Genomic DNA, 22,372 nt, shown 5'->3' on the forward strand with positions numbered 1-22,372 from the left:
CTGTCTCTGTCTCCCCCCAAGGAAGTGAGTCAGTTACACGAGTCGCCGCTCACCATAGACCTCATAACTTTCTCGTCCCCACTCAAGACTGGTACATCAGCTAACTCAGAAAACCGATATTTAACCCATATTCAACGGAATTGTCGTTGATATCTCTGTCAAGCTAAAATACCAGTTATAGTAGTTACTGAATAATTATGGCTTCCATTGCTCGCAAAAACCTCATCGAAGATATTCCCCGCTTCCTAGCGGCTCAGGCTGGGATTATGTTTGCGGTGAGTTTAGTTACCATTCAAAATGGCATTCTCAACGGATTTGTGCAATCCTCATCCATGCTGATTGATAGATCTAGCGCCGATATTTGGATTACCTCCGAAGACATGGTGCATCTCAATCTGACCATGCCACTAGCCCTAGAACAACTCACCAAAGCCCAAAACGTTCCCGGTGTAGAACTAGCAGAACCTCTAATTTTTCAAAGTGCGCGTTGGCGCGATCCGACTGGTCAAATTCAAGCGATTAATTTAGTCGGTTCTAACCCTGACGGGAAACTGTTTGCTCCCTGGAATATTATTGAAGGAGATTTGGCATCTCTCAAACAACCATATAGGGTAATGGTAGATGAGAGTAATTTAAACTCCCTACGGGTTAGTGGCGTGGGAGATACGGTTACTATTTCTGGCTTAGAAGCCAAGATTGTCGGATTAACTCAAGGGACTCAACCCATTGTTAATAGTATTTTCGTCTTTACTTCCCTGAAAAATGCTAACGCCTATGTTAGTGTACCTCTACAAACTCAGACCCGATGCACTTTGGAGAATGGCAATCTTAACTGTGTTAATGTTTTTGATGATTCTGGCGATCGCCAAACCCAAACGGATATTTCTCCTGAACCTAGACCCCTAACATTAACCGACCCGATTACTTATATTTTAGTGAAAGCCAAACCCAATCAAGACTTACAGGAACTACAAGCCGCATTAGAAGCTACTCTCCCCAATACACGCGCTTATACCAGAGAAGAAATCGCCGAAAAAATCCAAGAATACTGGCAAAAACGCACCGGAGTGGGTTTCGTTTTGAGTTTAGGGGCTGTGGTCGGAATTTTGGTCGGTATGATTGTGGTAGCTCAAATTCTTTATGCTTCCGTCGCTGACCATATCAAAGAATTTGGTACTCTCAAGGCTATGGGCGCTCCCGATCGCCTGCTTTATTCTGTGATTTTAGAACAGGCTTTTTGGATGGCTGTTCTCGGCTATATCCCCGGAATGGCTCTCTGTTTAGGTGTCGCCAGTTGGGCTTCTGCTACCCAAGGTATTCTGATTTTGATTACCCCGGCTTCTGCTGTAGGGGTGTTTTTCTTAACTTTAGTAATGTGTGGCGGTTCAGCTTTCTTTGCTATCCAAAAAGTCACTCGCGTAGACCCTGCGATCGTCTTTAAGGCTTAAAAATTTCTCTATAAAAAGGTTGACATATAGAAAAAAATACTGTTATTTTCCCGTGTGTTTTATATAATTGTAAAATATTTCAATATTTTGTGGTAACATAAAATACCCCGTCATTCCTGAAATTAATTAATGAATGGATAGCATGATCATCGCCAAAAAAAATCATCAATATATCGTCAATATTAGGAGACGACTCCATGACAGAAAATAATAACTTGAATACAGATTTTGATGACGAGATAGATATCGATGACGAGGTAGAAAGCAACGATGAGGGACTCAATGAACCTTTTGATCCCACAAAAATTCGGGTTGACACTCGTAAAATAACCATCGATCTCGTCCTCAAACGGATTGAGTATAAAGAGCTAGATTTAGCTCCTGATTTTCAGCGTCAGGCTATCTGGACTAACGATGCAAAAAGCAGACTCATCGAGTCTATTTTAATCCGCATTCCCTTACCTGCCTTTTATATAGATGCCACTGATGATGATAAGTGGCTAGTCATTGACGGCTTACAAAGACTAACGGCCCTCAAGCAATTTATCTTTGATCAAACCTTAGTCTTAACGGGACTTCAGTATCTCAGCGAACTTGAACATAAAAAATATGATGAACTTCCCCGCAAATATCAACGTCGTATTCTGGAAACTGAATTAACCCTCTCTACTATTGAACCAGGAACACCTCCAGCCGTTAAATACAACATTTTCCGTCGAATTAATACAGGAGGAGTACCGCTATCCCCGCAAGAAATTCGTCATGCTTTAAACCAAGGTAAGGTTACAGAAATGTTAAGACGTTTGGCGAAGTCTCATGAATTTTTAAAAGCTACTAAATTCAGTCAGTCAAAAAAACAAAAACGAATGTCTGATCGGGAATTTATACTAGGTTTTATGGCTCACAAAATTTATGGTTACACCAAATATAAAAACTTTGAAAGTCGTGATAATTTTTTAGTGGCAACCATGACTATCATTAACCAGAAGATTTCTGATGATAAACTCGAACAAATTGAGCATGATTTCACCAAAGCCATGATAGCTGCCTATGATATCTTTGGGGACGATGCTTTTCGCAAGCTATCCAACAACACCTCCCGACGCTATCCAGTGAATCAAGCATTATTTGAGGCTTGGTCTGTCAATTTAAGCCAGCTTAAAGATTCAGAAATAGAAACCTTGAAACATAAAAAAGATGATGTCATAAATCGCTTTAAGAACTTAGTAGATTCTGATGATGAATTTCTGGAATCCATTTCGCAAGTCACCAACAAAGTAGATATTCGATTTAGTCGTATTGAAAACTTAATACAAGAGGTATTGACATGATTAAATTATTACGGTTGCAAAATTTTAAGTGTTTTGAAGATAAATCCCTAGCCTTCCAAAATCTGACACTGTTATCTGGATTAAATAGTAGTGGCAAGTCCTCTATTTTACAAGCATTGCTATTGCTGCGCCAATCTTATCAACAAGACTTATTACTCGATACAGGTTTAGCCCTAAATGGTGATTTAGTTTGTATTGGAACAGCACAAGATGCTCTGTTTGAAGGAGCTACAGAAGATTTCATCAGTTTTGAGATTATCTGGAAAAACGAAACTGAGGCAAAATGGTGTTTTAAGTACAATCGAGAAGTAGAAGTTTTAGAAATTAGCAAATCACCAAGAGAACACGAAGCCTATCAATCCAATTTATTTAGCGATAAATTTCATTATCTTCAAGCAGAACGAATTGGTCCACGTACTTATCTAGAAATATCAGAATCTCAAGTCCGACAACATAGACAACTCGGTTCTAAAGGACAATATACACCTCATTTTTTATCTGTTTATCGAGATGAGATTATACATCAAACATTACGCCATCCTGATGAAGAATCTATGACGCTCACTAACCAAGTAGAAGCATGGATGGGAGAAATTAGTCCGGGAACCCGAATTAATATCAAAGATAGTTCGGATTTAGATTTAGTTAGTTTGCAATATTCTTACGGGTTGAGCAACCTCTACCGGGCTACAAATGTAGGGTTTGGGATTAGCTATACTTTACCGATTATTGTCGCAATTTTAGCCTCAAAACCAGAAACCTTAATCTTGCTAGAAAACCCAGAAGCGCATCTACACCCCAAAGGACAAGCCAAGATGGGAGAGTTGTTGGCTCTCGCGGCTAGTTGTGGAATTCAGATTGTCGTAGAAACTCATAGCGATCATATTTTGAATGGTATTCGTTTAGCCGTTCACAGCAGAAAACTTGCTCCGGGTGACGTGCAACTACATTATTTTGAACGGAAAGAAATGCGAGGAGAATCGAATATTGAGGTCGTCTCACCCCACATTGATCAAAATGGACGCATCGACCAGTGGCCCGATGGTTTCTTTGATGAATGGGACAAAAGTTTGGAGGCTTTATTAGAACCCGTAGGAGAAGAGTAAATGACTGTAGAAATGGTATTGAATGAACTTTCTCTGCGGACTCTTGCAGCAGATATTCCCACAGCCAGACAATGGATGTCTGTATTTATTCAAACTTTACGTCAAGCAACCCGTAGTGGTGTTAAGAGAGTAGTTCGTACCCAAGATGATATCAATAGCATACAACTTGCTCCCGAATATCCTCTCGCCAAATGGCGCAACGATCCCCAAGTCAATCGCGAAGAACAACGTTTTTTTCGATCGTTGACAACAAAAGCTCCTTTCTGGACTGATGTTGCTGAAGATATTAAAAGTAAGTTTGATTTATCAGATATTTCCTACAGAGGTAACGTCGCTCCCGGACTAGGTTTTGCATGGGTTAGTGATTCATTGGCTGTGAGTCTACTTTCCGAACCCATCTGGAATGAGAGTCATTTAACACTAGATATTATCCAATTGGATGAAAATGATAATTTAATTGAAGAACAAGTAAACGTTTTTCATGCCAGTCAAACTCAGCATATTCCAGCACATATCAACTGGATTCAAAATCAAATACGAACCAGCGTAAGAGATGGAGGAGATCTTTGGCAACGTCGAGACGATTTATTTCCTCATTTGGAGTTTTGTCCAGCAGTAAAGCAACAGATGAACATTCTTCGTTATGGTGATCCGATGCTAACACAGGTCAAAAAACGATTATTTGAACTTGAAGAAGCTGCCCAAAATTGGACGGAAGAGGGATTTAATTTAGACACTCTTTCTAGCAAAGCCACCCCAGAAAGTGATTCAAGACTGCAAAATTTTCAAAATCAACTAACGATTGAATGTCCCGATGATCAATGGCGTTTATTTAGTTTACACTTGAGAATGACTCCTGGGGCTTGGAGACTCTATTTTTTTCCGTTAACTCCTGGAACTATTCTTATTGGTTATGTTGGGCAAAAGATTTTATAGCTAAAGAAAATATATAGCGTTTCCTTAACCCATGAGAACAGAGGGAAAGTCAGGGTTAAAATAACAGTTGAAACTTATAAGACGCTATCCTTTTAACCAGTCAAATACTTCTCCTAGGGTTAGTTGAAGGGCTTGGGCGAACTCTGGGACGGGTAAAACCTGTTCCGGGTCTTCAAGGACTTGTACTAAATTAGTAGCACTGTAGACAAAGATGCAGGATTCCTAGGGGTCTAAAAGCCAACCCATCTCAGTTCGGTGATTGAGACAGTGGAGAATATTGCGAATGACTTTGGTTTGACTTTGATCGGGAGAGAGAATTTCGATCGCCCAATCTGGCGGGAGATTAAAATAATTTTTGACTCGGCCATCAGCCAGGCGGGAAATGCGTTCCCACTGGAAAACGGATACATCTGGAACCAGCGATCGCCCTCGAAAGGTGCAGCGTAACTAAGGATAAACCCGGGCGACTTTCGGAGGCTTTAATATCCCATTCAAGTGGCTGAGGATATCTCCCGGTAATGTGCTATGTTCTCCTTGGGGCATGGGTTTTTGAATGATTTTGCCGTTGATGTATTCCCTGGCGGGTTGGGTTTCCGGCAATTCCAGAAATTCTGGGAGTGTGAGCGATCGCCCTTGGGTTTGTACCATCATCTTTGACCTGTATCTGATATTTGATTTTAGCCATTTTGGGAAATTGATACAGTATACCCTGGCTTCCGGTTCGAGTTAGGCGATCGCATTGGGGGAAGAAGAAGGCGATCGCTCCAAGATTTGTTAAACTTTAGGTATAATTATAATTAATGTTCCCGGTTGATTCACGGCTAATGCAAAAAACTCGACAGTTAACTGCAATTATTGAGAGAGAAGGCGACGGATATTTTTCTTTGTGTCCCGAACTCGATCTGGCGAGTCAAGGTGACACGGTGGAAGAAGCGCGATCGAATTTAATGGAAGCGATCGAACTTTTTTTGGAGATGGCTGATGCTTCGGAAATTGAACGTCGTTTCAATAATAATGAGGTTTTCGTTGAGTCGATGGAGATTACAGTTGGGTAAGTTGAGGGTTTTATCGGCGAAGGAAGTGTGCAGAATTTTAGAAGAACAGGGTTTCGTCGAGTTGGCGTGGCAGTCATATTATCATGCAACGGCGGGAAGCCGAATCAACAATAACCATTCCCGTTCCCAATTATAAAGAATTAAAAATTGGAACTTTGCGATCGATTATTCGACAGTCCGGTTTGTCTCGTTCTTTATTTGAGATTGATGAATGAACCAGACGTTATATAAGAAGCCTGGTTGATCAATTGTGCGATCGCATTTCCGGTGACTCAAAGAAACCGGGTTTCTACGACCATCTTCGTATCCTCACCTAAGTTTTGGTAAGAAACCGGGTTTCTCAATATCAAGTAGCGATCGCATTTCCGGTGACTCAAAGAAACCGGGTTTTTAGTTAGGCGATCGCATTGGGGGAAGAAGAAGGCGATCGCTCCAATATTTGTTAAACTATAGGTATAATGAATGTTCCAAGTTAATTGGGCGATCGAGGATGATATATCATGCAAATTAAGGGAATCAAAAAAGGTCGAACTATCGAAATATTTGAAGATATAGACATTCCCGATGGTCAAGAAATCAGCTTATCGATTGAGGCGGGGGGAGGTTTTTGGCAACGTCTCCAGCCTTTTAGACAAGAACTTGAGTCTGAGGAAATTTGGATCGAACCAGATGTTTTTGAGGGAGTGCGGGATTCATCGCCGGGTCGAGAAGTGACTTTATGAGTTTACGATTGTTACTGAAAATTTTTTATCAACTATCAACTAAAGGTGAAAAATAGCTGCTGTCTATTTCTTCTTGAAGAGCTTCTAAAAAAAAGGGAGGATGATCAATCCAATCTTTCCATTCTTCTGCATATTCTTCCATAAATCTCATACAATAAATTGGTTGATGTAATTTATTTTTGAAATGATAACTGTCAATTTGATTTACCGAAATAGCATCAATAAATAAAAGAAACGGATTTTTACCAAAATTAATTCTAGCAACTCCATATTTCTTAAGTAACTTCAGGTCACTACAACAAATAGAACTCCCTCCATGTAGAACCAATTTAGTTTTTTTGCTTTGGACAAAATTTTGCAAATCATATAATAAATTGAAATCAAGCTGCGAAGATTCTATTCCCCTTATTGTCTTCAAACCACTACCAATAACTTGATCATATAAATTATTTTTGGTTTGATACATAGATAATTTATATTTATGCCAGTATTTTTCTAACATGACAATCCAATAATGGGCAGATATAGGCATAGTATTTATTATATCAATTAAATAATTATTTATGTTTATATCATGATGAAAAATTTTGTTTTGAATTTCTCTGATTGTTTTGCGCTCAAGACTTGAAGGCAAAAATCCAGAGTTTGCTAATAAATTTTCGATAAAATTACAGGCTTTATAAAAGCTTAAATAATCTTGTTTTTGATGATCATAATCAATTTCAATTAAATCTCTAATAGCAGACCTAGAACGATTAAATTCATAGTCAGTTCCATGTACTTGTCCTACATTTACACCAAGATAATCAACCTCTACTGAATTTATAAACCTGACAACATCATCAAAATTTGTCTTCGAGTAATTTCTCTTTCCTTGAACATCAATTGCACCTACTTCAGCTTCAACTGAAACATTAATTTTATTTGCATAAAATATTGCTTTTTTAGTAAATTCAATATTAGTGTTTAGCATATATGCTGATCCATCAGCCATGATTGAATCAAAACCAATGTTAATAGCATATATAATAAGTTCAGGATCATCACAGTGATCTAGATGCAATATCAGATCAGCTTTAGTCTTTTTCTTGACAAAATTGACATCCTCACGCAATTTCAATAAAACACTTTTAATTTTTTCTTTATAATTAGAAATTTTACAATTATTATTAACAGCATAATCAACTAGTGCTTCTTGTGGTGAAATTTCACAAAATACAGGTGTATTTCTTTCGGCTGCTACTTTGGCAATAGGAACGAGCATGGCAGGATGTTTTATATTAAAATTAGGTATTGGATAAGAATAGTCATAAAATCGTAAATTTGGGGATTGGATGTGTAGAGGTTTAAAAAAATGATTTGACCAAAATCTGGATAATGGCACTCTATCTTCTTTTGATTCTTGAATCGTTTGAACTATTTTGCGAATATCCGCCAGTGAACTACTTGAAGAAATTATCCATGTACGTGGTGGTAATACTTTAAGATTAATTTTTGCATCTGTAATAACTGCAAGTCCAGCATTAGGTGTAATTGATGTAATGGTTTTGAATTTATTTTCCAAAAAAATTTTTGCTTTTATTCCAGACAGCGAACCTAATTCAACACATACAATAATAGTATTAAAATCACCTATAGAACATAAAAGTTTAGGCAACATAATGTTTTTTGCCAAAATTAACTTGATGTTTGCTTGTATAATTAATTGACGAATCAATGTGTGATTACTTAAAGGTTTTTCAATAATGGCAAATTCAGTAGGTTTGTTCATGCCATCCCATGATTCATTACAATTGTTATGAAGTATAGAAAGTAGATCTATCATTTTAATACCTCCCGGAGTAATTGGTTGCCCAATTCATTATATAATAAATCGTCAAATGAGTATTTTAGAGGAAATAATAAAAACTTTTTTAGCATTTCCCTGACTTCATATCTAACCTCTAATGGAGATTTATTTTTCAGTATTAAGTCTGATAAAATTCTCGCAACTTCCTGAAAATCATCTTCTTTCATTCCACGTCTTGTCATTGCCTGTGTTCCAAAACGCAGTCCAAATGAACCATTGCTTCCTGGAATTTCTACATTATTAACTCTGATGCCTGCTTCTGGAAGCAAACTACTTACTAAATTCAAAGATTTTTCCTTAGAACCTAGTATAAGATGTACTTGATGAGTTTCAGTATATCCAAAGCTTTCCCCGGATACAAAAAAACCTTCTGCTGCCAAAGCGATAGCAAAAGCTTTGGCATTTTTAGTTATTTGTTTTGCATAGTTTTTACCAAAATAGGCTAATTCAGAAAAAGCTATTAGCATGGGAGCAATTAACTCTGCATGACTATTGCTTTGCATATATGGACATACCCAGTTAGACACAGATGCCAGTCTTGGATGATTTTGATCAGCAAAACTTATAAAACCTTTCTGAGGTCCTGGAATAGTTTTATGAGTATTTCCATGCAAAATATGTATACCTTGACAAAGAGGTTGTGGAAATAAATTGCCAGCAATAAGTCCTCCATCATGACTACAGTCATAACTTAACGTAATTATATCAGGCAATTCCTCTGATATTTTCAGTATAGGCTGCCATCGCAACTTAAATGATTGATCGAAAATAACAAGCTTGATATCGGGATGATCTTGAATCATTATTTTTAAACGTTCAACATCAATCAAAAGAGTTTTTTCGATCATAGGGAAATGATAAATATTAATACCAATTTTTTTTGCCAGTTCTTCTAATCCAAAATGTCCACCATCTTTATGAGCAAAATGAACAAAACCATCTCCGCGTTCACATATACCTAATAGTACAGCTTGCTCTGCTGAAGAACCTCCATTGGGTCTCCAGTCAAAAGTTTGTCCTTCAAATAAAACACTTCCAAGAGTTTTTAATTTTTCGGCAACTGCATCCATAATTCCAGAATCGGGAAAAAACCATTCGCCAGGATCAGCTTTATATGGTGGATCAAAATAATAAAATCCACCACATAAGGCTGATCCTAAAATCCGTACAAATAAGCTTGGATAATTTTCACTCGCTGTGAGGCTGAGTGTATTTTGACGATAATTAAAGTCTATAGCGAACAAACCTGATAATTCATCAAATAAGCTGTAATTATTCTCAATAAGATTATTTTTTGTTTCGTCAAATTTCATTTGAATGGCTCCAATTTTTATTAAAAAATTTAATCTATTTAACGATATTTTTTATTTGTGGATTGACAGTTTTTATATATGATTCAGAAGATAAAAAAATTGACTTATCTAATTTTCCTGCATTAAACACAATCACTTCATTTTTCAATAGCAATGGATCTACAACCAGATTTAATTCTGGATGAAATGAAAAAGGTGGCACTGCACCCATTGTACAATTTGTTAATTTTTCTGCTTTTTCTGGAGGAGCAAACATTACACGCTTCGCTCCAGGACAAAGTTCTTTAATTGCATCAAAGTCAATTTGTTTATTAGCAGGAATAACAGCCAAATAATATTGACTTGTTTTTTTGCTTACTTTAACCATCAATACCATAGCTTTAGCTCCCTGTGATAAATCATTCCCCCTAATTTGACTAACGAGTTCACTTTGTCCTTCTGGTTCATGATCTAAAACATGATAGTTTGCATGATGTTTATCTAGTAATGAAATTATAGCTTCATAAACATTAAAATTTGGTGTATTCATTGAATAATTCCAGAGTAAAATCTTGTTAAAATACAAAAATTGTATTTTGTGTTAACTTATTTCAAAAGATAATACAATTTTATAAAATTGTAAAGTCATCAAAAGGATATTAAAGACCATTATAGTATAATAATTAAAAATTAGATAACTACATATTTGGGGTGTAAAAAGTATAATTTAGTCAAGGACGGTTGCAAAAAAGTAAAAAAGGTAGTACAATCGACTAAAACTAAGATATGTAAAGTCAATGAATGTCGAAGAAGTCCTGAAATGGGTCGATCGCTTGGTGTTTGACAAAACCGGAAAACACCTGAGCAGCCTGCAACAGGCAGTTTTAACAGGGGTCTGGGATCATCAAAAATATAATGAGATTGCGGATGAGTATCACTGCACCGAAGCGAATGTCAAGAGAGTGGCGGGTAACTTATGGAAACTGATATCAGAAGAGTTAGACGAGAAAGTTGATAAAAAAAATTTTCGTGCCACGATGGAACGCTATTACATTTCTAATTTTTCTAGTTTATTTAATTTCGGACAGAGTAATTTCGTATCAGAGGGTAGCATCAATATCTGTAGCGACCCATACAACCACCCCCCCAACACCCAAAACCGATCGCAACCTGCCGCCACCACCGAATATCAACGCCACCACGACCTCAGCGAAGCCCCAGAAATACATCCCCTCTACAGCAGAACCCACGAACTCGATACCCTCAAACAATGGATACTCGCCGAACATCATCGCATCATCGCCATTACCGGGCTGTCTGGTATCGGTAAAACCAGCCTCGCTAGACAACTCGTGGAAGACATCAAAGAAAACTTCGATCGCATTATATGGCGATCGCATCGAAAATACCCCAACCTCAACGCACTGAAAAGCGACTTAATTCAGTTTATCGACACCACTACACCTAGCCATAATTCCATCTTAGATTACTTGCGATCGCATCGTTGTTTAATCATCCTCGACGACTTCCAAGAAACCCTCACCCCCGGCGAATTTGTCGGAACTTACCGCCCAGAATATGACCGTTATGGTCAATTCATTTACGAAATAGGGCGATCGCCTCATCAAAGTTGTTTCCTTGTCCTCAGTTGGGAACAGCCTACCGAAATTGCCACCATGGAAACCGAAAACCGCCACGGAAAAACCCTGTATTTACAAGGTTTCTCAGCATCTGCAACCGAAATTTTAGCGACCCACAACCTCCAAGATACAGAACACTGGATAGAACTAATCCAGCTTTATGGCGGGAACCCCTTATGGTTAAATATAATAGCAGCCACTATTTTCGATTTATTTAACGGTAGCGTCTCCCAATTTCTATCTTATCCTAGCTTCTTTTTGGGAGATATTGAACCTATATTAAACCAACATTATCTCCGATTGTCGTCACCCGAAAAATTAGTTATGCTGGGCTTGGCTAATCAAAACCGTCTCACGGAAATTGCCGATAAACTAGCAGAAAATCTGTCCGAATCTGACTATTTAAAAGCCGTACAATCTCTGAAAAGACGCAGTTTAATTGAAACTAAAATCGAAAATTATGTCTCGGTTTTGACACTGACACCCCCGATTAAAGAATATTTTAAAACCGTGGGGGTCAGCACTGCGAGTTTTACCCTCAATTAGTCTGAGAATTAGCCGCCGCTGGGTAATGGTCGTTATAGCTTTCCTGATTAAAGAAATATAACGTGCGGATAGGATAGGGGATATTAATATCAGCCTCATCACAAGCCTGTTTAAGAGCTATCATAACCTGCGTTGTCACCCGTCGTACCTGTTTCCGTTCCGGGAAAGTCCAATAGCGAACCATGAGGTCAATAGAACTGTCTCCAAAACCCACTACATCGACTTCTACTTCTGGTTCGGACAACACACCCTCGACGGTTTTCGTGGCGTTTAATAGGGTTTCTATAGCCATTGGTAAGGGGGTATTATAGTCTACTCCAATGGCTAAATCAGTGCGACGATGACTTTCGGCTGTCTTGACCTGTACGGGACTGGTAAACAGTATCGAATTAGGAATTACCACCCTTTCCCCGTGATAGGTTAGCATTTGGGTAGACCGAATGGAAATATTTTCGATAGTCCCTTCGTAATCCTCTACAACTATCTGATCACCAATTTGGAAGGGTTCTTGTAACAGTAATAAAATCCCGGCTAAGAAATTTTTAAATATATCCTGAAAGGCAAAACCAATGGCTACGGAACTAAGTCCTAATAAACCGATAATATCCCCTAGGCGGAGGTCAGGGAAAGCAATTACACAGGCGATAATTACTCCTCCCGCCCAAGTCAATACATAACCTGTGTGAATCAGCAGAACTTGTAAAGATGTACTGCGGACAAATCTCGGTGCTGTGGAGTTTAAGAATTGTCTAACAAAATTGGCGGCGAACCGAGTTATTAACAATACGATTATGGCAAGAATTAAGGCTGGGATTACTTGGATAGCTGAACCTACTAAACTTAATAGGCTAGACTGAATTTCTTGGACTAAGGCATTCATAAAGATTGAGTAGTAATAGGATTTATCCCGATTTTAACAGGGGAATAATTGCTGTTAGCTGGATATGTGAGCCAATAGCTCAAAACCTATAATATCATAACCCTTGGGGTGGGATTGTGGCTTCTACCCGCAGATAGATACAGCAGCCAGGAATCAATGCGGCAATTATCCCGTGTAATTAATAATTAATAATTAATAATTAATAATTAATAATTGTAGGGGTGGGTTCCTGTAGGGGTGGGTTCCTGTAGGGGCGGGTTCTGGAGTTAATTAGACTTAGCACCAGTCAACCTGATAAACCCGCCCCCGAAACCAGTGGGGTGGGTTCCTGTAGGGGCGGGTTCTGGAGTTAATTAGACTTAGCACCAGTCAACCTGATAAACCCGCCCCCGAAACCAGTGGGGCGGGTTCCTGTAGGGGCGGGTTCTGGAGTTAATTAGACTTAGCACCAGTCAACCTGATAAACCCGCCCCCGAAACCAAGGGACCCCTGGAGTTAATTAGACTTAGCACCAGTGAACCTGATAAACCCGCCCCCGAAACCAAGGGACCCCTGGAGTTAATTAGACTTAGCACCAGTGAACCTGATAAACCCGCCCCCGAAACCAAGGGACCCCTGGAGTTAATTAGACTTAGCACCAGTGAACCTGATAAACCCGCCCCCGAAACCAGTGAGGTGGGTTCCTGTAGGGGCGGGTTCTGGAGTTAATTAGACTTAGCACCAGTCAACCTGATAAACCCGCCCCCGAAACCAAGGGACTCCTGAAGTTAATTAGACTTGTCACCAGTCAACGTCATAAACCCGCCCCCGAAACCAAGGGACCCCTGAAGTTAATTAGACTTGTCACCAGTCAACGTCATAAACCCGCCCCCGAAACCAAAGGACCCTGAAGTTAATTAGACTTGTCACCAGTCAACGTCATAAACCCGCCCCCGAAACCAAAGGACCCCTGAAGTTAATTAGACTTGTCACCAGTCAACGTCATAAACCCGCCCCCGAAACCAAAGGACCCCTGAAGTTAATTAGACTGGTCACCAACCTGGGGTGGTGTGGTTTGATTATATTATAGGTAGGACTAGCTTCTGGTGGATAGATTGAGGTGAAAAGATACGCTTCTGACTCTAATTGAGAAGGGTTTTGACAGTTTTTGAAGTGAAAAAAACGATCGCACCTAGAATTTCCTCACTTGGTCTTTTTCGCCTCCAACAGTTTTTTGAATACCAAAGTGACGATCGCCAAACTTGCCAAAACTACCGCCGCCGAATAGGATGCAGTAGTCTGATATTGAACGTGCATTTCCTCCACAAATAGGGGCAAAGTCTGAGTTTTGCCGATAATATTTCCCGAAACTACTGCCACCGCGCCAAACTCTCCCATAGCCCTGGCATTAGTGAGAAGAATGCCATATAATAAACTCCAGCGAATAGAAGGTAAAGTCACCCGCCAGAAGGTTTGCCAATCATTGGCTCCCATAGTTTTAGCGGCTTCTTCTTGTTCTGTGCCAATTTCTTCTAAGGCTGGGAGAACTTCCCGCGCCACAAAAGGCATACAGACAAAAGCGGTGGCTAAAACCATACCGGGGAAGGCAAATAATATTCTGATATCATTAGACTGTAATGTAGCACCAAACCATCCCTGTCGTCCGTAGAGTAATACTAGCATTAATCCGACTACTACGGGGGAAATGGAAAAGGGGAGGTCTATGATACTTAATAATAGTGTTCTTCCGGGGAATTGATGACGAGCGATCGCCCATGCTGTAACAATTCCAAATATCACATTAACTGGCACTACAATAGCAGCAATCATGACGGTTAATTTGGCAGCGTGTAGAAATTCCGGTGAGGTCAAAGCACGGGAAAAACCACTCCAGCCATTTTTAAATGCACCCACAAAAATATTAGCAGCAGGTATAAATAAGACTAACCCCACAAACAGAATGACAGCGACGACTAAAGCCACCTCAAAATTGCTCACCTGGGTTTGAGAGTTTTGGGCGGGTTGGATTAATTTTTTGGGATGCAAATATCCGATATTTTTAGAGTTCATATATCATCCTTATTAAAATGAATTGGTGGCGATAAATTTTACGGTCTTTGGTTAATGCGATTTCCCCAACTTTGCAAACAGTTGATTATCAATAAGCAACCCAAAGAAACCAATAACATCACCGTACCAATAACCGCAGCGCCAGCATAGTCAAACTGTTCGAGACGTTGAAAAATCAGCACGGGAGCAATCAAATCTTGAAAGGGGATATTACCAGCAATAATAACAATGGAACCATACTCTCCAACAGCCCGAGAAAATCCCAAAGCGACCCCGGTTAAAATAGCAGGAATTAAGGGAGGTAATATAACTCGGCGAAAGGTTTGCCAACGGGAAGCCCCCATGCACCAAGCGACTTCTTCTAGTTCCGGTTCCAATTCCTGAAGCACAGGTTGCACAGTTCGCACCACAAAAGGAAGAGAAATAAATATCATAGCTAAACCGACCCCTAGACGGGTAAAAGCAATTTTAATACCCAGGGGAGCTAATAAACTTCCGATCCATCCATTTTCAGCGTATACAGTAGCAAGGCTAAGTCCAGCAACGGCTGTAGGCAGGGCAAAAGGTAAATCTATGGCAGCATCAATTATTTCTTTTCCAGGGAAACGATAGCGCACTAAAACCCAGGCAACTGCGACTCCAGCTATACCATTAATAGAGGAGGCATAAATAGCAGTAAAAAAGGTAACTCTATAGGCATATAGGGCGACAGGATCGGTAGTAATTCGCCATATTTCTGCCCAACTAAGATTGGTGGTAAATAAAATTAGGGCAAGAATAGGAAGTAACAGCATGATGCTGAGATAACCCCCTATTCCCCACCAATACCAGGGAATTTTTGGTAAAAACCGGGTTAATGATGATGGGGTTTTTGATGAAGTTGTGATCATGATGGTTGCGCCAATTTAAAGGAAGTTGGAGAACAATTAAAATGGCTGGGCAACCTGATTAAAACCGCTGAGAATTTGAACTAACGACCGACCTGGGCTTGGATTTCATCAAACATAGCGCCATCGGCAAAAAATTGGTTTTGGACGGCATCCCATCCCCCCAAGTCTTCTACTGTAAATAGATTGGTGATAGGAATAAAGCGATCGCTAAATTCCGCCTCAATTGTGGGGTCTACGGGACGAAAACCAGCCTGAGCAAATGCCCTTTGGGCTTGGGGAGTATATAGAAACTGCACAAAGGCTTCCGCCACTTCGCGGGTTCCGCGTCTGTCTACAGTGGCATCAACAACGGCAATGGGATTATCAATAGAAATATTAGTCTGGGGAATTACATAGGGCAAAGTTTGACCTTGCTGTTGAGCCAGTAGCACTTCATTTTCATAGTTAATTAAGGCATCCCCTTGTCCTTGTCGATAGAAAACTTCGGTAGCTTCCCGGGCATTTCTTGGTAATACGGGAACGTTTCTAAAAACCTGTTGCACAAAGTCGAGGGCTTGGGCTTCGGTTTGACCGGTTTCGGTTTTGGCTCCCCACAGGACAAGGAAATTCCAACGAGCCCCCCCAGAGGTTTTGGGGTTGGCGGTGATGGTTTGAATATCATCGCGGGCTAGGTCTTGCCAGTCTTGGATATTTTTGGGGTTCCCAGGGCGGGTAATAATGGCCGCGACGGAACGGTGGATGATCGCATTATTGGGCGCTTCATTTTCCCATCCCGGTTCAATTAGTCCTGCTTCCTGAATGGCTTGGGTATCCAGGGCTAAGGCGAGGGCTACGATATCAGCCTCTAAACCATCAATCACGGCCCTAGCTTGGGAACCGGAACCGCCATAGCTTTGGCGAATACGGACATCTTGACCATGTTGGGCTTTCCACTCCTCGGCGAATTGGGGAATGATTTGTTCGTAGGCGGCTTGGGTGACGGCGTAGGAGACTAGGGTCAGATCTACGGAATCTCGGGCTGTATCCCCTGTTGTGCCACAGGCAGCAATCACCCCACTGGCGCTAATTCCCACGATAAACAGGGAAAGGCGCTGTCGCCAAGGCTTGGAATTGAGATATCGGCTGGGGAAGTTGGCTTTCATGGCTACATCTTTTTTAAATCTGAGGTTCCCAGATGGGAGTCTGATTGGGCTTTGATTGCAATCGTAGCACATTTTAATTATATGTCAAGTGTAACTGAAATATAAATGTTTTGCGATACGCTTGCAAAATAAATACAGGTGGTGTATTATAAAAGTGGAGAACAATTAAGTGGCAATGGCCAAGCCAGCAGAACCAGGGGCAATCCAGGAGATTGCGGAGGAACTAAGTCAAAACAACTATCTGTTTCGGGGTTTGGATGTGGCTGAACTGTCGGAGGTACTCTCCACGGGAGAAGTCACACCCCAAAAGCTGTACTCGGGTCGTTCGGTGTATACGGCCTTCCGTCCTGATACGTCGATCGCATCTCTTTATGTGGTCAGCAGTGGTGGTCCGGTAATCCTGCGGAGTTCACCTTTAGACCGAATCATTGCTATCACCTATCCGGGTAGTTGTTTTGGAATGCGAAATCTGGCTTTAGGCTATGGGCGAGTGTCGCGGTCTTTTCCGAGTTTGGTGGAGGCTTACAAAACCACTGATGCGATCGAGATTGACCTAGACATTATTAAAACCCTCCACGCTGAGAATGAGATATTCCGCGATCGCTACGATTATTTATTTGAACTGCGGGAAAAATTCCAATATCACCTACTTAACTGTAGTACCCATCCCCCCCAAGCGGTGGCTGCATTATTAAGGGGACTCATCTACCAAGAGCGATCGCTTTTGAATCAACCCCAAGCCGATGATATTTATGTTTTTGACCTACCCATTGATATCATCGCTCACGCCGCCCAACTTAACCACCGCACCGTTGAACAGGTCTTAAAAGGAATGCGTAAACAAGGGCTTTTACTACCCCCTCAAAATGACGATTCCTCTAACGACACCATCCGGGTTTGTGACCCCGAAGGACTCAAAGAAATCTACAGCGCCACCCGTGACAAGGTATCTTGGTGGCCTCTGCGTTAAGGTCAAATTATCAACTGTCAATTATTAACGGAATTTTAGCCATGACTATTCAAGTAGAAAACCTGGTAAAATGCTTTGGCAATTTTGTAGCTTTAGACAACATCAATTTAACAGTTAAAACCGGGTCGCTGGTGGCTCTATTGGGGCCGTCTGGTTCCGGTAAATCGACTTTACTTAGAGCGATCGCTGGATTGGAAAAGCCAGACTATGGGAGGATTTATTTAGAAAATGGTGATGTAACTAATGCCCAGGTTCAAGATAGACAAGTGGGGTTTGTGTTTCAACATTATGCCCTATTTAAACACATGACCGTGCGCCAAAATATCGCTTTTCCGATGGAAATTGCCCGCCGTCCTAAGTCTTATATTCGCCAGCGAGTTGCCCAATTATTAGATTTAATTAAATTAGAAGGATTAGGCGATCGCTATCCCGTGCAACTATCCGGCGGACAGCGCCAGCGCATAGCCCTCGCCCGCGCTTTAGCAGTCGAACCCAAAGTGTTATTATTAGATGAACCCTTTGGCGCTTTAGATGCCAATGTGCGGCAAGATTTAAGGTCTTGGTTGCGCCGCCTCCATGATGAAGTTCATGTCACCACCTTAATTGTCACCCATGACCGCGAAGAAGCCATGGAAATTGCCGACGAAATTGTAGTCATGAATAAGGGTATGATTGAACAGGTCGGCACTCCCCAAGAGATTTACGATCGCCCTTCAACTCCCTTTGTCATGGGTTTCATTGGTCCCGTTAATATGCTCCCGGAAAACAGCCTTAATAGTCCTTCTCCTGTGTTTATCCGCCCTCACGATATCCGCATTAGTAATATAGCTAATCATAAAACTATCCCCGCAGTAATTCAACGGATAGTCTATAAAGGATGGGATGTACAGGTAGCCTTATCTTTAAGGGATGGCACTCAGATTAATGCTCAATTAACCCGGGATGAATGGGATATTCTAGGTGTGGATATCCAGAAAAAAGTCTACATTTTCTCAGATAAAGTTGTTGCCTTTGATGAAGCACTTCAAGCTGTTAGTTAGTCGTCAATCAACTCATCATTCTCAGGAGATAAAAAGCCCGGTCTTAAATTCTTCTCGAGTCCGGGATCATCTCGCCAATGAGCGCACCTATCTAGCTTGGGTGCGAACCTCTCTAGGATTAGTCGGCATTGGACTTCTGATAGCTCGTCTATGTTATCTTATCCCAGATATTTCTGCTAAAAATAATCAGATTTTGTTCCTAAGTTTAGGGTCCTTATGTTTAGGAATATTAACTATCGTGATGTCTACACATCAATACTTTTTAGTACGACAAAAAATTGATGGTCAAACCTATGAACCAACCGGAGGGTGGATTGTGGTTTTCAGCTCCGCTTTATTGGTACTAGCGATAATCCTAGTTTATGGAATCTTAAATATCACTGATATTTAGGATGAATCTCAATAGCCCAGAATTATTTTCATTATCTCTTGATAGACCATCAACATGAGCGATTTAACACACCGAATTAGCCAACAAGAAATCAGCCAAATTCCACAAAATGCTGCTAGTAGGTCTTTTAATCGGCGAGATTTTCTACCTGAAGAAAGTCAGTTTTTTTGGTTAATTAAAAAAGGAGTTGTCCGAAGTATAGCTTATACAGAAGACAATACAGTTGTCTGCACCGGAATTTGGTTAGTTGATGATATTGTGGGTAAACCTTTATCGCGAACTTCACCCTATATTATAGAAGCATTAACCCCAGTTAAAGTGATAGCAATTCCCACAAGTTCTTGGCAACCTTCCTCTGAATTAATTTTCAACTACTGGCAAAATACCGAGACGTTACTGATGGCTCGTGCCAATCACAGCGCTTGGTTTATTTTGCTGAATGTTCTCAACTGGTTATCTCAGCGTTTTGGTAATCGTACCAGTGAGGGATATTTAATTGATGTGAGGTTGACACATCAAGATTTAGCCGAATTATGCGGATTGACTCGAGTCACAATTACTCGTTTACTCAAACAATTTGAATCGGAAGGATTAATTTATAGAAATTCTAGTAGAATTATCCTCAACGATGAGTACAGCACTTGGTACTATCAAATTTGATGGGTATAACCTCAAGTTGGGTTGAAGATTTGATCTAAGCACTGTATTTCAAGAAGAAGAGTTTTTGATACTACCTCCCCTCCCAATTCTCGGAGAGGGAGATTTTTTCCTGAGCAGAAGTTGACTCCCCTCGGCAGCGAGTAGCTGAAACCCTTTGATAGCAAAGAATCTAGTAGTTACACAAGCGATCGCTCGCAAAATTTAAAAAAATTCAAAAATGTATTGCAAATGTTTTGAAATTCATGTATATTAGATTTACAGATTGACAAGCAAGTTGTCGCCCTATTAGACCGGGCACAACATCAGTCCCGAAATATATAACTAGGAGTATTGAATATGGTGAAATGGTTTTTAGATAACAGTCTCGCCATCGGTAGGACTCCCCTAGTCCGTTTAAATCGCGTAGTTGGTGATAGTAGCGCGACTGTTCTGGCTAAAATTGAAGGTCGTAATCCAGCCTATTCGGTTAAATGCCGTATTGGTGCGGCGATGATTTGGGATGCAGAACAACGAGGCTTATTAGGATCCGGTAAAGAAATAGTTGAACCCACCAGTGGTAATACAGGAATTGCCTTAGCCTTTGTCGCTGCTGCCAAAGGCATTCCCCTCACCTTAACCATGCCTGAAACGATGAGTTTGGAACGACGGAAATTGCTGCGGGCTTATGGAGCAAATCTAATTTTAACCGAAGGCTCAAAAGGCATGGTGGGCGCAGTAGCAAAAGCTGAGGAAATTGCAGCTTCTAATCCCGATCGCTATGTTTTATTGCAACAGTTTCGTAACCCAGCAAATCCCCGGATCCATGAGCAGACCACTGGGCCAGAAATCTGGGAAGAAACCGAAGGAGCGATCGATATTCTGGTTTCAGGAGTGGGTACAGGCGGAACAATTACCGGAGTATCCCGATATATTAAACACACTCAAGGTAAAGCCATATTATCAGTGGCAGTAGAACCGGAAGCCAGCCCAGTTATATCCCAAACCATTGCCGGAGATCCAGTAAAATCAGGCCCCCATAAAATCCAGGGCATTGGTGCAGGCTTTGTCCCAGAAGTGCTGGATTTATCAATAGTTGATGCCGTAGAAACTGTCACCAATGAAGAAGCAATTTTCTACGCTCAACGGTTAGCTAAAGAAGAAGGAATTTTATCAGGTATTTCCTGCGGAGGAGCGACAGCAGTGGCAGTCAGACTAGCCCATAGACCAGAGAATCAGGACAAAACTATTGTGGTTATTTTGCCAGACTCTGGTGAACGTTATCTCAGTTCTATTCTTTTCCAAGGAGTATTTAACGAGCAAGGTTTAGCTGTTTAATTTTGCCTTAAATTTCCTAATATTTGCCCCGGTATTAGCTGACAATAAACCATGACCAATGATAGCTATATTTCCCTAACTTATAGCCCCGTTAGCAAACATGGGATATTGAGTCAGTGATTACAGCTTTATCCCAGCCTCGCAAGCAGGCTTTTAGGAGTTGTTCACAAGAGCGAAATTATGTTCCCTTGCCATCCCGTAAAATCTTATTTAAGATGGTGGATAAACTCAGGGGGGCTTTATTTCCTTTCCACTTTGGCAATCCCGATCTCCGAGAAACTTCTACCCATTATTTTATAGGTCATACCCTTAATGAATCTCGGCAATTACTCGAACATCAAATCCAACGAGAGCAGTCGTTGATTGCTTCAGAAAATCAGGTAGAAGAATCTAAAATTCGGGAAAAAGCTAGGTCAATAGTGCAGGCTTTTGCCGAACAACTACCTGAAATAAAAAACCTGCTAGAAAGTGATGTTTGTGCCGCTTATGATGGCGATCCATCCGCCAAGAATTTAGACGAGGTGCTGTTTTGCTATCCGGGAATTACGGCAATTACCTATCATCGAATTGCTCATGCACTGTATCGTATTGACTCACCTTTATTAGCTCGAATAATTGCTGAAATTGGTCATTCAGAAACTGGAATAGATATTCATCCTGGGGCTACTATTGGCAATAGTTTCTTTATCGATCACGGTACAGGAGTAGTAATTGGTGAAACCACTGTAATTGGCGATCGCGTCAGGATTTATCAAGCCGTTACTTTAGGGGCAAAAAGTTTTCCTCGCGACGAATCTGGCAGTTTAATTAAAGGCAATCCCCGTCATCCAATTATCGAAGACGATGTAGTGATTTATTCCGGGGCAACAATTCTCGGCCGAGTCACTATAGGTCAAGGATCAACCATAGGCGGCAATGTTTGGCTAACCCGTAGTGTACCAGCCGGAGCTTTTGTCTCCCAAGCTCAAGTACGGGAGGAAATTTTTGATGCAGGGGCAGGCATTTAACTTGCCTCTCTAATTCCCAGCCAGATCATATAGCTATAAAGAGGGAATAAGATATCCCCGCCTATCAACCCGCTGATAAATCACTGCAGACAGCAGAAACCCAG

The 22,372-nt window shown here is 40.8% G+C and carries 22 protein-coding genes and 1 pseudogene; 14 read left to right on the forward strand and 9 right to left on the reverse strand.

Going from position 1 to position 22,372, the window contains the following annotated elements; translation table 11 throughout:
• Positions 1-197 precede the first annotated feature (197 nt).
• The 4 genes from HFV01_RS12935 (at position 198) to HFV01_RS12950 (ending at position 4,821) form a co-directional block, all read left to right on the forward strand.
• On the forward strand, positions 198-1,448 hold the full coding sequence (locus HFV01_RS12935; protein ID WP_006625579.1) for an ABC transporter permease: 1,251 nt from the start codon (positions 198-200) through the stop codon (positions 1,446-1,448).
• Between the two features lie 197 nt (positions 1,449-1,645).
• Complete coding sequence (locus HFV01_RS12940) at positions 1,646-2,779, forward strand: DUF262 domain-containing protein (RefSeq protein ID WP_006625581.1); 1,134 nt, start codon at positions 1,646-1,648, stop codon at positions 2,777-2,779.
• Entirely contained in the window at positions 2,776-3,885 is a 1,110-nt protein-coding gene (locus tag HFV01_RS12945; protein ID WP_006625582.1) for an AAA family ATPase, read from the forward strand. The genes HFV01_RS12940 and HFV01_RS12945 overlap by 4 nt, the downstream gene beginning before the upstream one ends.
• Positions 3,886-4,821 carry a hypothetical protein gene (locus tag HFV01_RS12950; protein WP_006625583.1) on the forward strand — a complete coding sequence of 312 codons (936 nt, stop codon included), beginning with the start codon at positions 3,886-3,888 and terminating at the stop codon, positions 4,819-4,821.
• 84 nt (positions 4,822-4,905) lie between these two features.
• Here HFV01_RS12950 and HFV01_RS12955 read toward each other — a convergent pair.
• Positions 4,906-5,469 (reverse strand): annotated as a pseudogene (locus HFV01_RS12955) (Uma2 family endonuclease).
• Positions 5,470-5,645: 176 nt separating this feature from the next.
• On the opposite strand from HFV01_RS12955, the gene HFV01_RS12960 reads away from it, so the two are divergent.
• Together HFV01_RS12960 and HFV01_RS30615 are read left to right on the forward strand one after the other, a co-directional pair.
• Entirely contained in the window at positions 5,646-5,876 is a 231-nt protein-coding gene (locus HFV01_RS12960) for a type II toxin-antitoxin system HicB family antitoxin (protein ID WP_006625585.1), read from the forward strand.
• Positions 5,877-5,959: 83 nt separating this feature from the next.
• Entirely contained in the window at positions 5,960-6,091 is a 132-nt protein-coding gene (locus HFV01_RS30615) for a type II toxin-antitoxin system HicA family toxin (RefSeq protein WP_006625586.1), read from the forward strand.
• Positions 6,092-6,148: 57 nt separating this feature from the next.
• On the opposite strand, the gene HFV01_RS12970 is transcribed toward HFV01_RS30615, so the two are convergent.
• Positions 6,149-6,382: a hypothetical protein gene (locus tag HFV01_RS12970; protein WP_193521166.1), complete on the reverse strand. Its 234-nt coding sequence runs from the start codon at positions 6,380-6,382 to the stop codon at positions 6,149-6,151.
• Here HFV01_RS12970 and HFV01_RS12975 point away from each other — a divergent pair.
• Positions 6,377-6,598, forward strand: coding sequence for a hypothetical protein (locus HFV01_RS12975; protein ID WP_193521167.1), 222 nt, complete (start codon positions 6,377-6,379; stop codon positions 6,596-6,598). The two genes, HFV01_RS12970 and HFV01_RS12975, sit on opposite strands and share 6 nt — an antisense overlap.
• Before the next feature lie 28 nt (positions 6,599-6,626).
• On the opposite strand, the gene HFV01_RS12980 is transcribed toward HFV01_RS12975, so the two are convergent.
• The 3 genes from HFV01_RS12980 to HFV01_RS12990 are packed head-to-tail and all read right to left on the reverse strand — an operon-like array spanning position 6,627 to position 10,289.
• Positions 6,627-8,423, reverse strand: coding sequence for a class II fructose-bisphosphate aldolase (locus HFV01_RS12980; RefSeq protein ID WP_193521168.1), 1,797 nt, complete (start codon positions 8,421-8,423; stop codon positions 6,627-6,629).
• Positions 8,420-9,760, reverse strand: coding sequence for a PLP-dependent aminotransferase family protein (locus tag HFV01_RS12985; protein ID WP_193521169.1), 1,341 nt, complete (start codon positions 9,758-9,760; stop codon positions 8,420-8,422). Before HFV01_RS12985 ends, HFV01_RS12980 begins: the two co-directional genes overlap by 4 nt.
• A 34-nt stretch (positions 9,761-9,794) precedes the next feature.
• On the reverse strand, positions 9,795-10,289 hold the full coding sequence (locus tag HFV01_RS12990) for a YbaK/EbsC family protein (protein ID WP_193521170.1): 495 nt from the start codon (positions 10,287-10,289) through the stop codon (positions 9,795-9,797).
• 247 nt (positions 10,290-10,536) lie between these two features.
• Here HFV01_RS12990 and HFV01_RS12995 point away from each other — a divergent pair, with 247 nt between their 5' ends.
• Positions 10,537-11,925 carry a helix-turn-helix domain-containing protein gene (locus HFV01_RS12995; RefSeq protein WP_193521171.1) on the forward strand — a complete coding sequence of 463 codons (1,389 nt, stop codon included), beginning with the start codon at positions 10,537-10,539 and terminating at the stop codon, positions 11,923-11,925.
• Here HFV01_RS12995 and HFV01_RS13000 read toward each other — a convergent pair.
• From HFV01_RS13000 to HFV01_RS13015, 4 genes are all read right to left on the reverse strand, one after another.
• Entirely contained in the window at positions 11,918-12,805 is an 888-nt protein-coding gene (locus HFV01_RS13000) for a mechanosensitive ion channel family protein (protein ID WP_006625594.1), read from the reverse strand. The genes HFV01_RS12995 and HFV01_RS13000 overlap by 8 nt on opposite strands.
• Positions 12,806-13,987: 1,182 nt before the next feature.
• The gene (gene cysW, locus HFV01_RS13005; protein ID WP_193521172.1) at positions 13,988-14,854 is read right to left on the reverse strand and encodes a sulfate ABC transporter permease subunit CysW; all 867 of its coding nucleotides are present in this window, start codon (positions 14,852-14,854) and stop codon (positions 13,988-13,990) included.
• Positions 14,855-14,892: 38 nt separating this feature from the next.
• Positions 14,893-15,744: a sulfate ABC transporter permease subunit CysT gene (gene cysT, locus HFV01_RS13010; RefSeq protein WP_193521173.1), complete on the reverse strand. Its 852-nt coding sequence runs from the start codon at positions 15,742-15,744 to the stop codon at positions 14,893-14,895.
• An 80-nt stretch (positions 15,745-15,824) separates the two neighbouring features.
• Positions 15,825-16,886 (reverse strand): sulfate ABC transporter substrate-binding protein, encoded by a 1,062-nt coding sequence (locus tag HFV01_RS13015; protein ID WP_193521174.1) that lies wholly within the window; start codon positions 16,884-16,886, stop codon positions 15,825-15,827.
• Positions 16,887-17,061: 175 nt separating this feature from the next.
• On the opposite strand from HFV01_RS13015, the gene HFV01_RS13020 reads away from it, so the two are divergent.
• The 6 genes from HFV01_RS13020 (at position 17,062) to epsC (ending at position 22,268) form a co-directional block, all read left to right on the forward strand.
• The gene (locus HFV01_RS13020; RefSeq protein ID WP_006625597.1) at positions 17,062-17,856 is read left to right on the forward strand and encodes a Crp/Fnr family transcriptional regulator; all 795 of its coding nucleotides are present in this window, start codon (positions 17,062-17,064) and stop codon (positions 17,854-17,856) included.
• Positions 17,857-17,897: 41 nt separating this feature from the next.
• Positions 17,898-18,896, forward strand: a complete 999-nt coding sequence (locus tag HFV01_RS13025) for a sulfate/molybdate ABC transporter ATP-binding protein (RefSeq protein WP_006619898.1) — start codon at positions 17,898-17,900, stop codon at positions 18,894-18,896.
• Entirely contained in the window at positions 18,871-19,287 is a 417-nt protein-coding gene (locus HFV01_RS13030) for a YidH family protein (protein ID WP_006670578.1), read from the forward strand. The genes HFV01_RS13025 and HFV01_RS13030 overlap by 26 nt, the downstream gene beginning before the upstream one ends.
• A gap of 54 nt (positions 19,288-19,341) precedes the next feature.
• Positions 19,342-19,947: a Crp/Fnr family transcriptional regulator gene (locus HFV01_RS13035; RefSeq protein WP_006625600.1), complete on the forward strand. Its 606-nt coding sequence runs from the start codon at positions 19,342-19,344 to the stop codon at positions 19,945-19,947.
• Positions 19,948-20,283: 336 nt separating this feature from the next.
• Positions 20,284-21,261: a cysteine synthase A gene (gene cysK / locus HFV01_RS13040; RefSeq protein WP_006670577.1), complete on the forward strand. Its 978-nt coding sequence runs from the start codon at positions 20,284-20,286 to the stop codon at positions 21,259-21,261.
• Positions 21,262-21,377: 116 nt separating this feature from the next.
• The gene (epsC, locus tag HFV01_RS13045) at positions 21,378-22,268 is read left to right on the forward strand and encodes a serine O-acetyltransferase EpsC (protein ID WP_318286253.1); all 891 of its coding nucleotides are present in this window, start codon (positions 21,378-21,380) and stop codon (positions 22,266-22,268) included.
• Positions 22,269-22,372: the final 104 nt, after the last annotated feature.

The organism is Limnospira fusiformis SAG 85.79, assembly GCF_012516315.1.
GTDB classification, from domain to species: domain Bacteria; phylum Cyanobacteriota; class Cyanobacteriia; order Cyanobacteriales; family Microcoleaceae; genus Limnospira; species Limnospira fusiformis.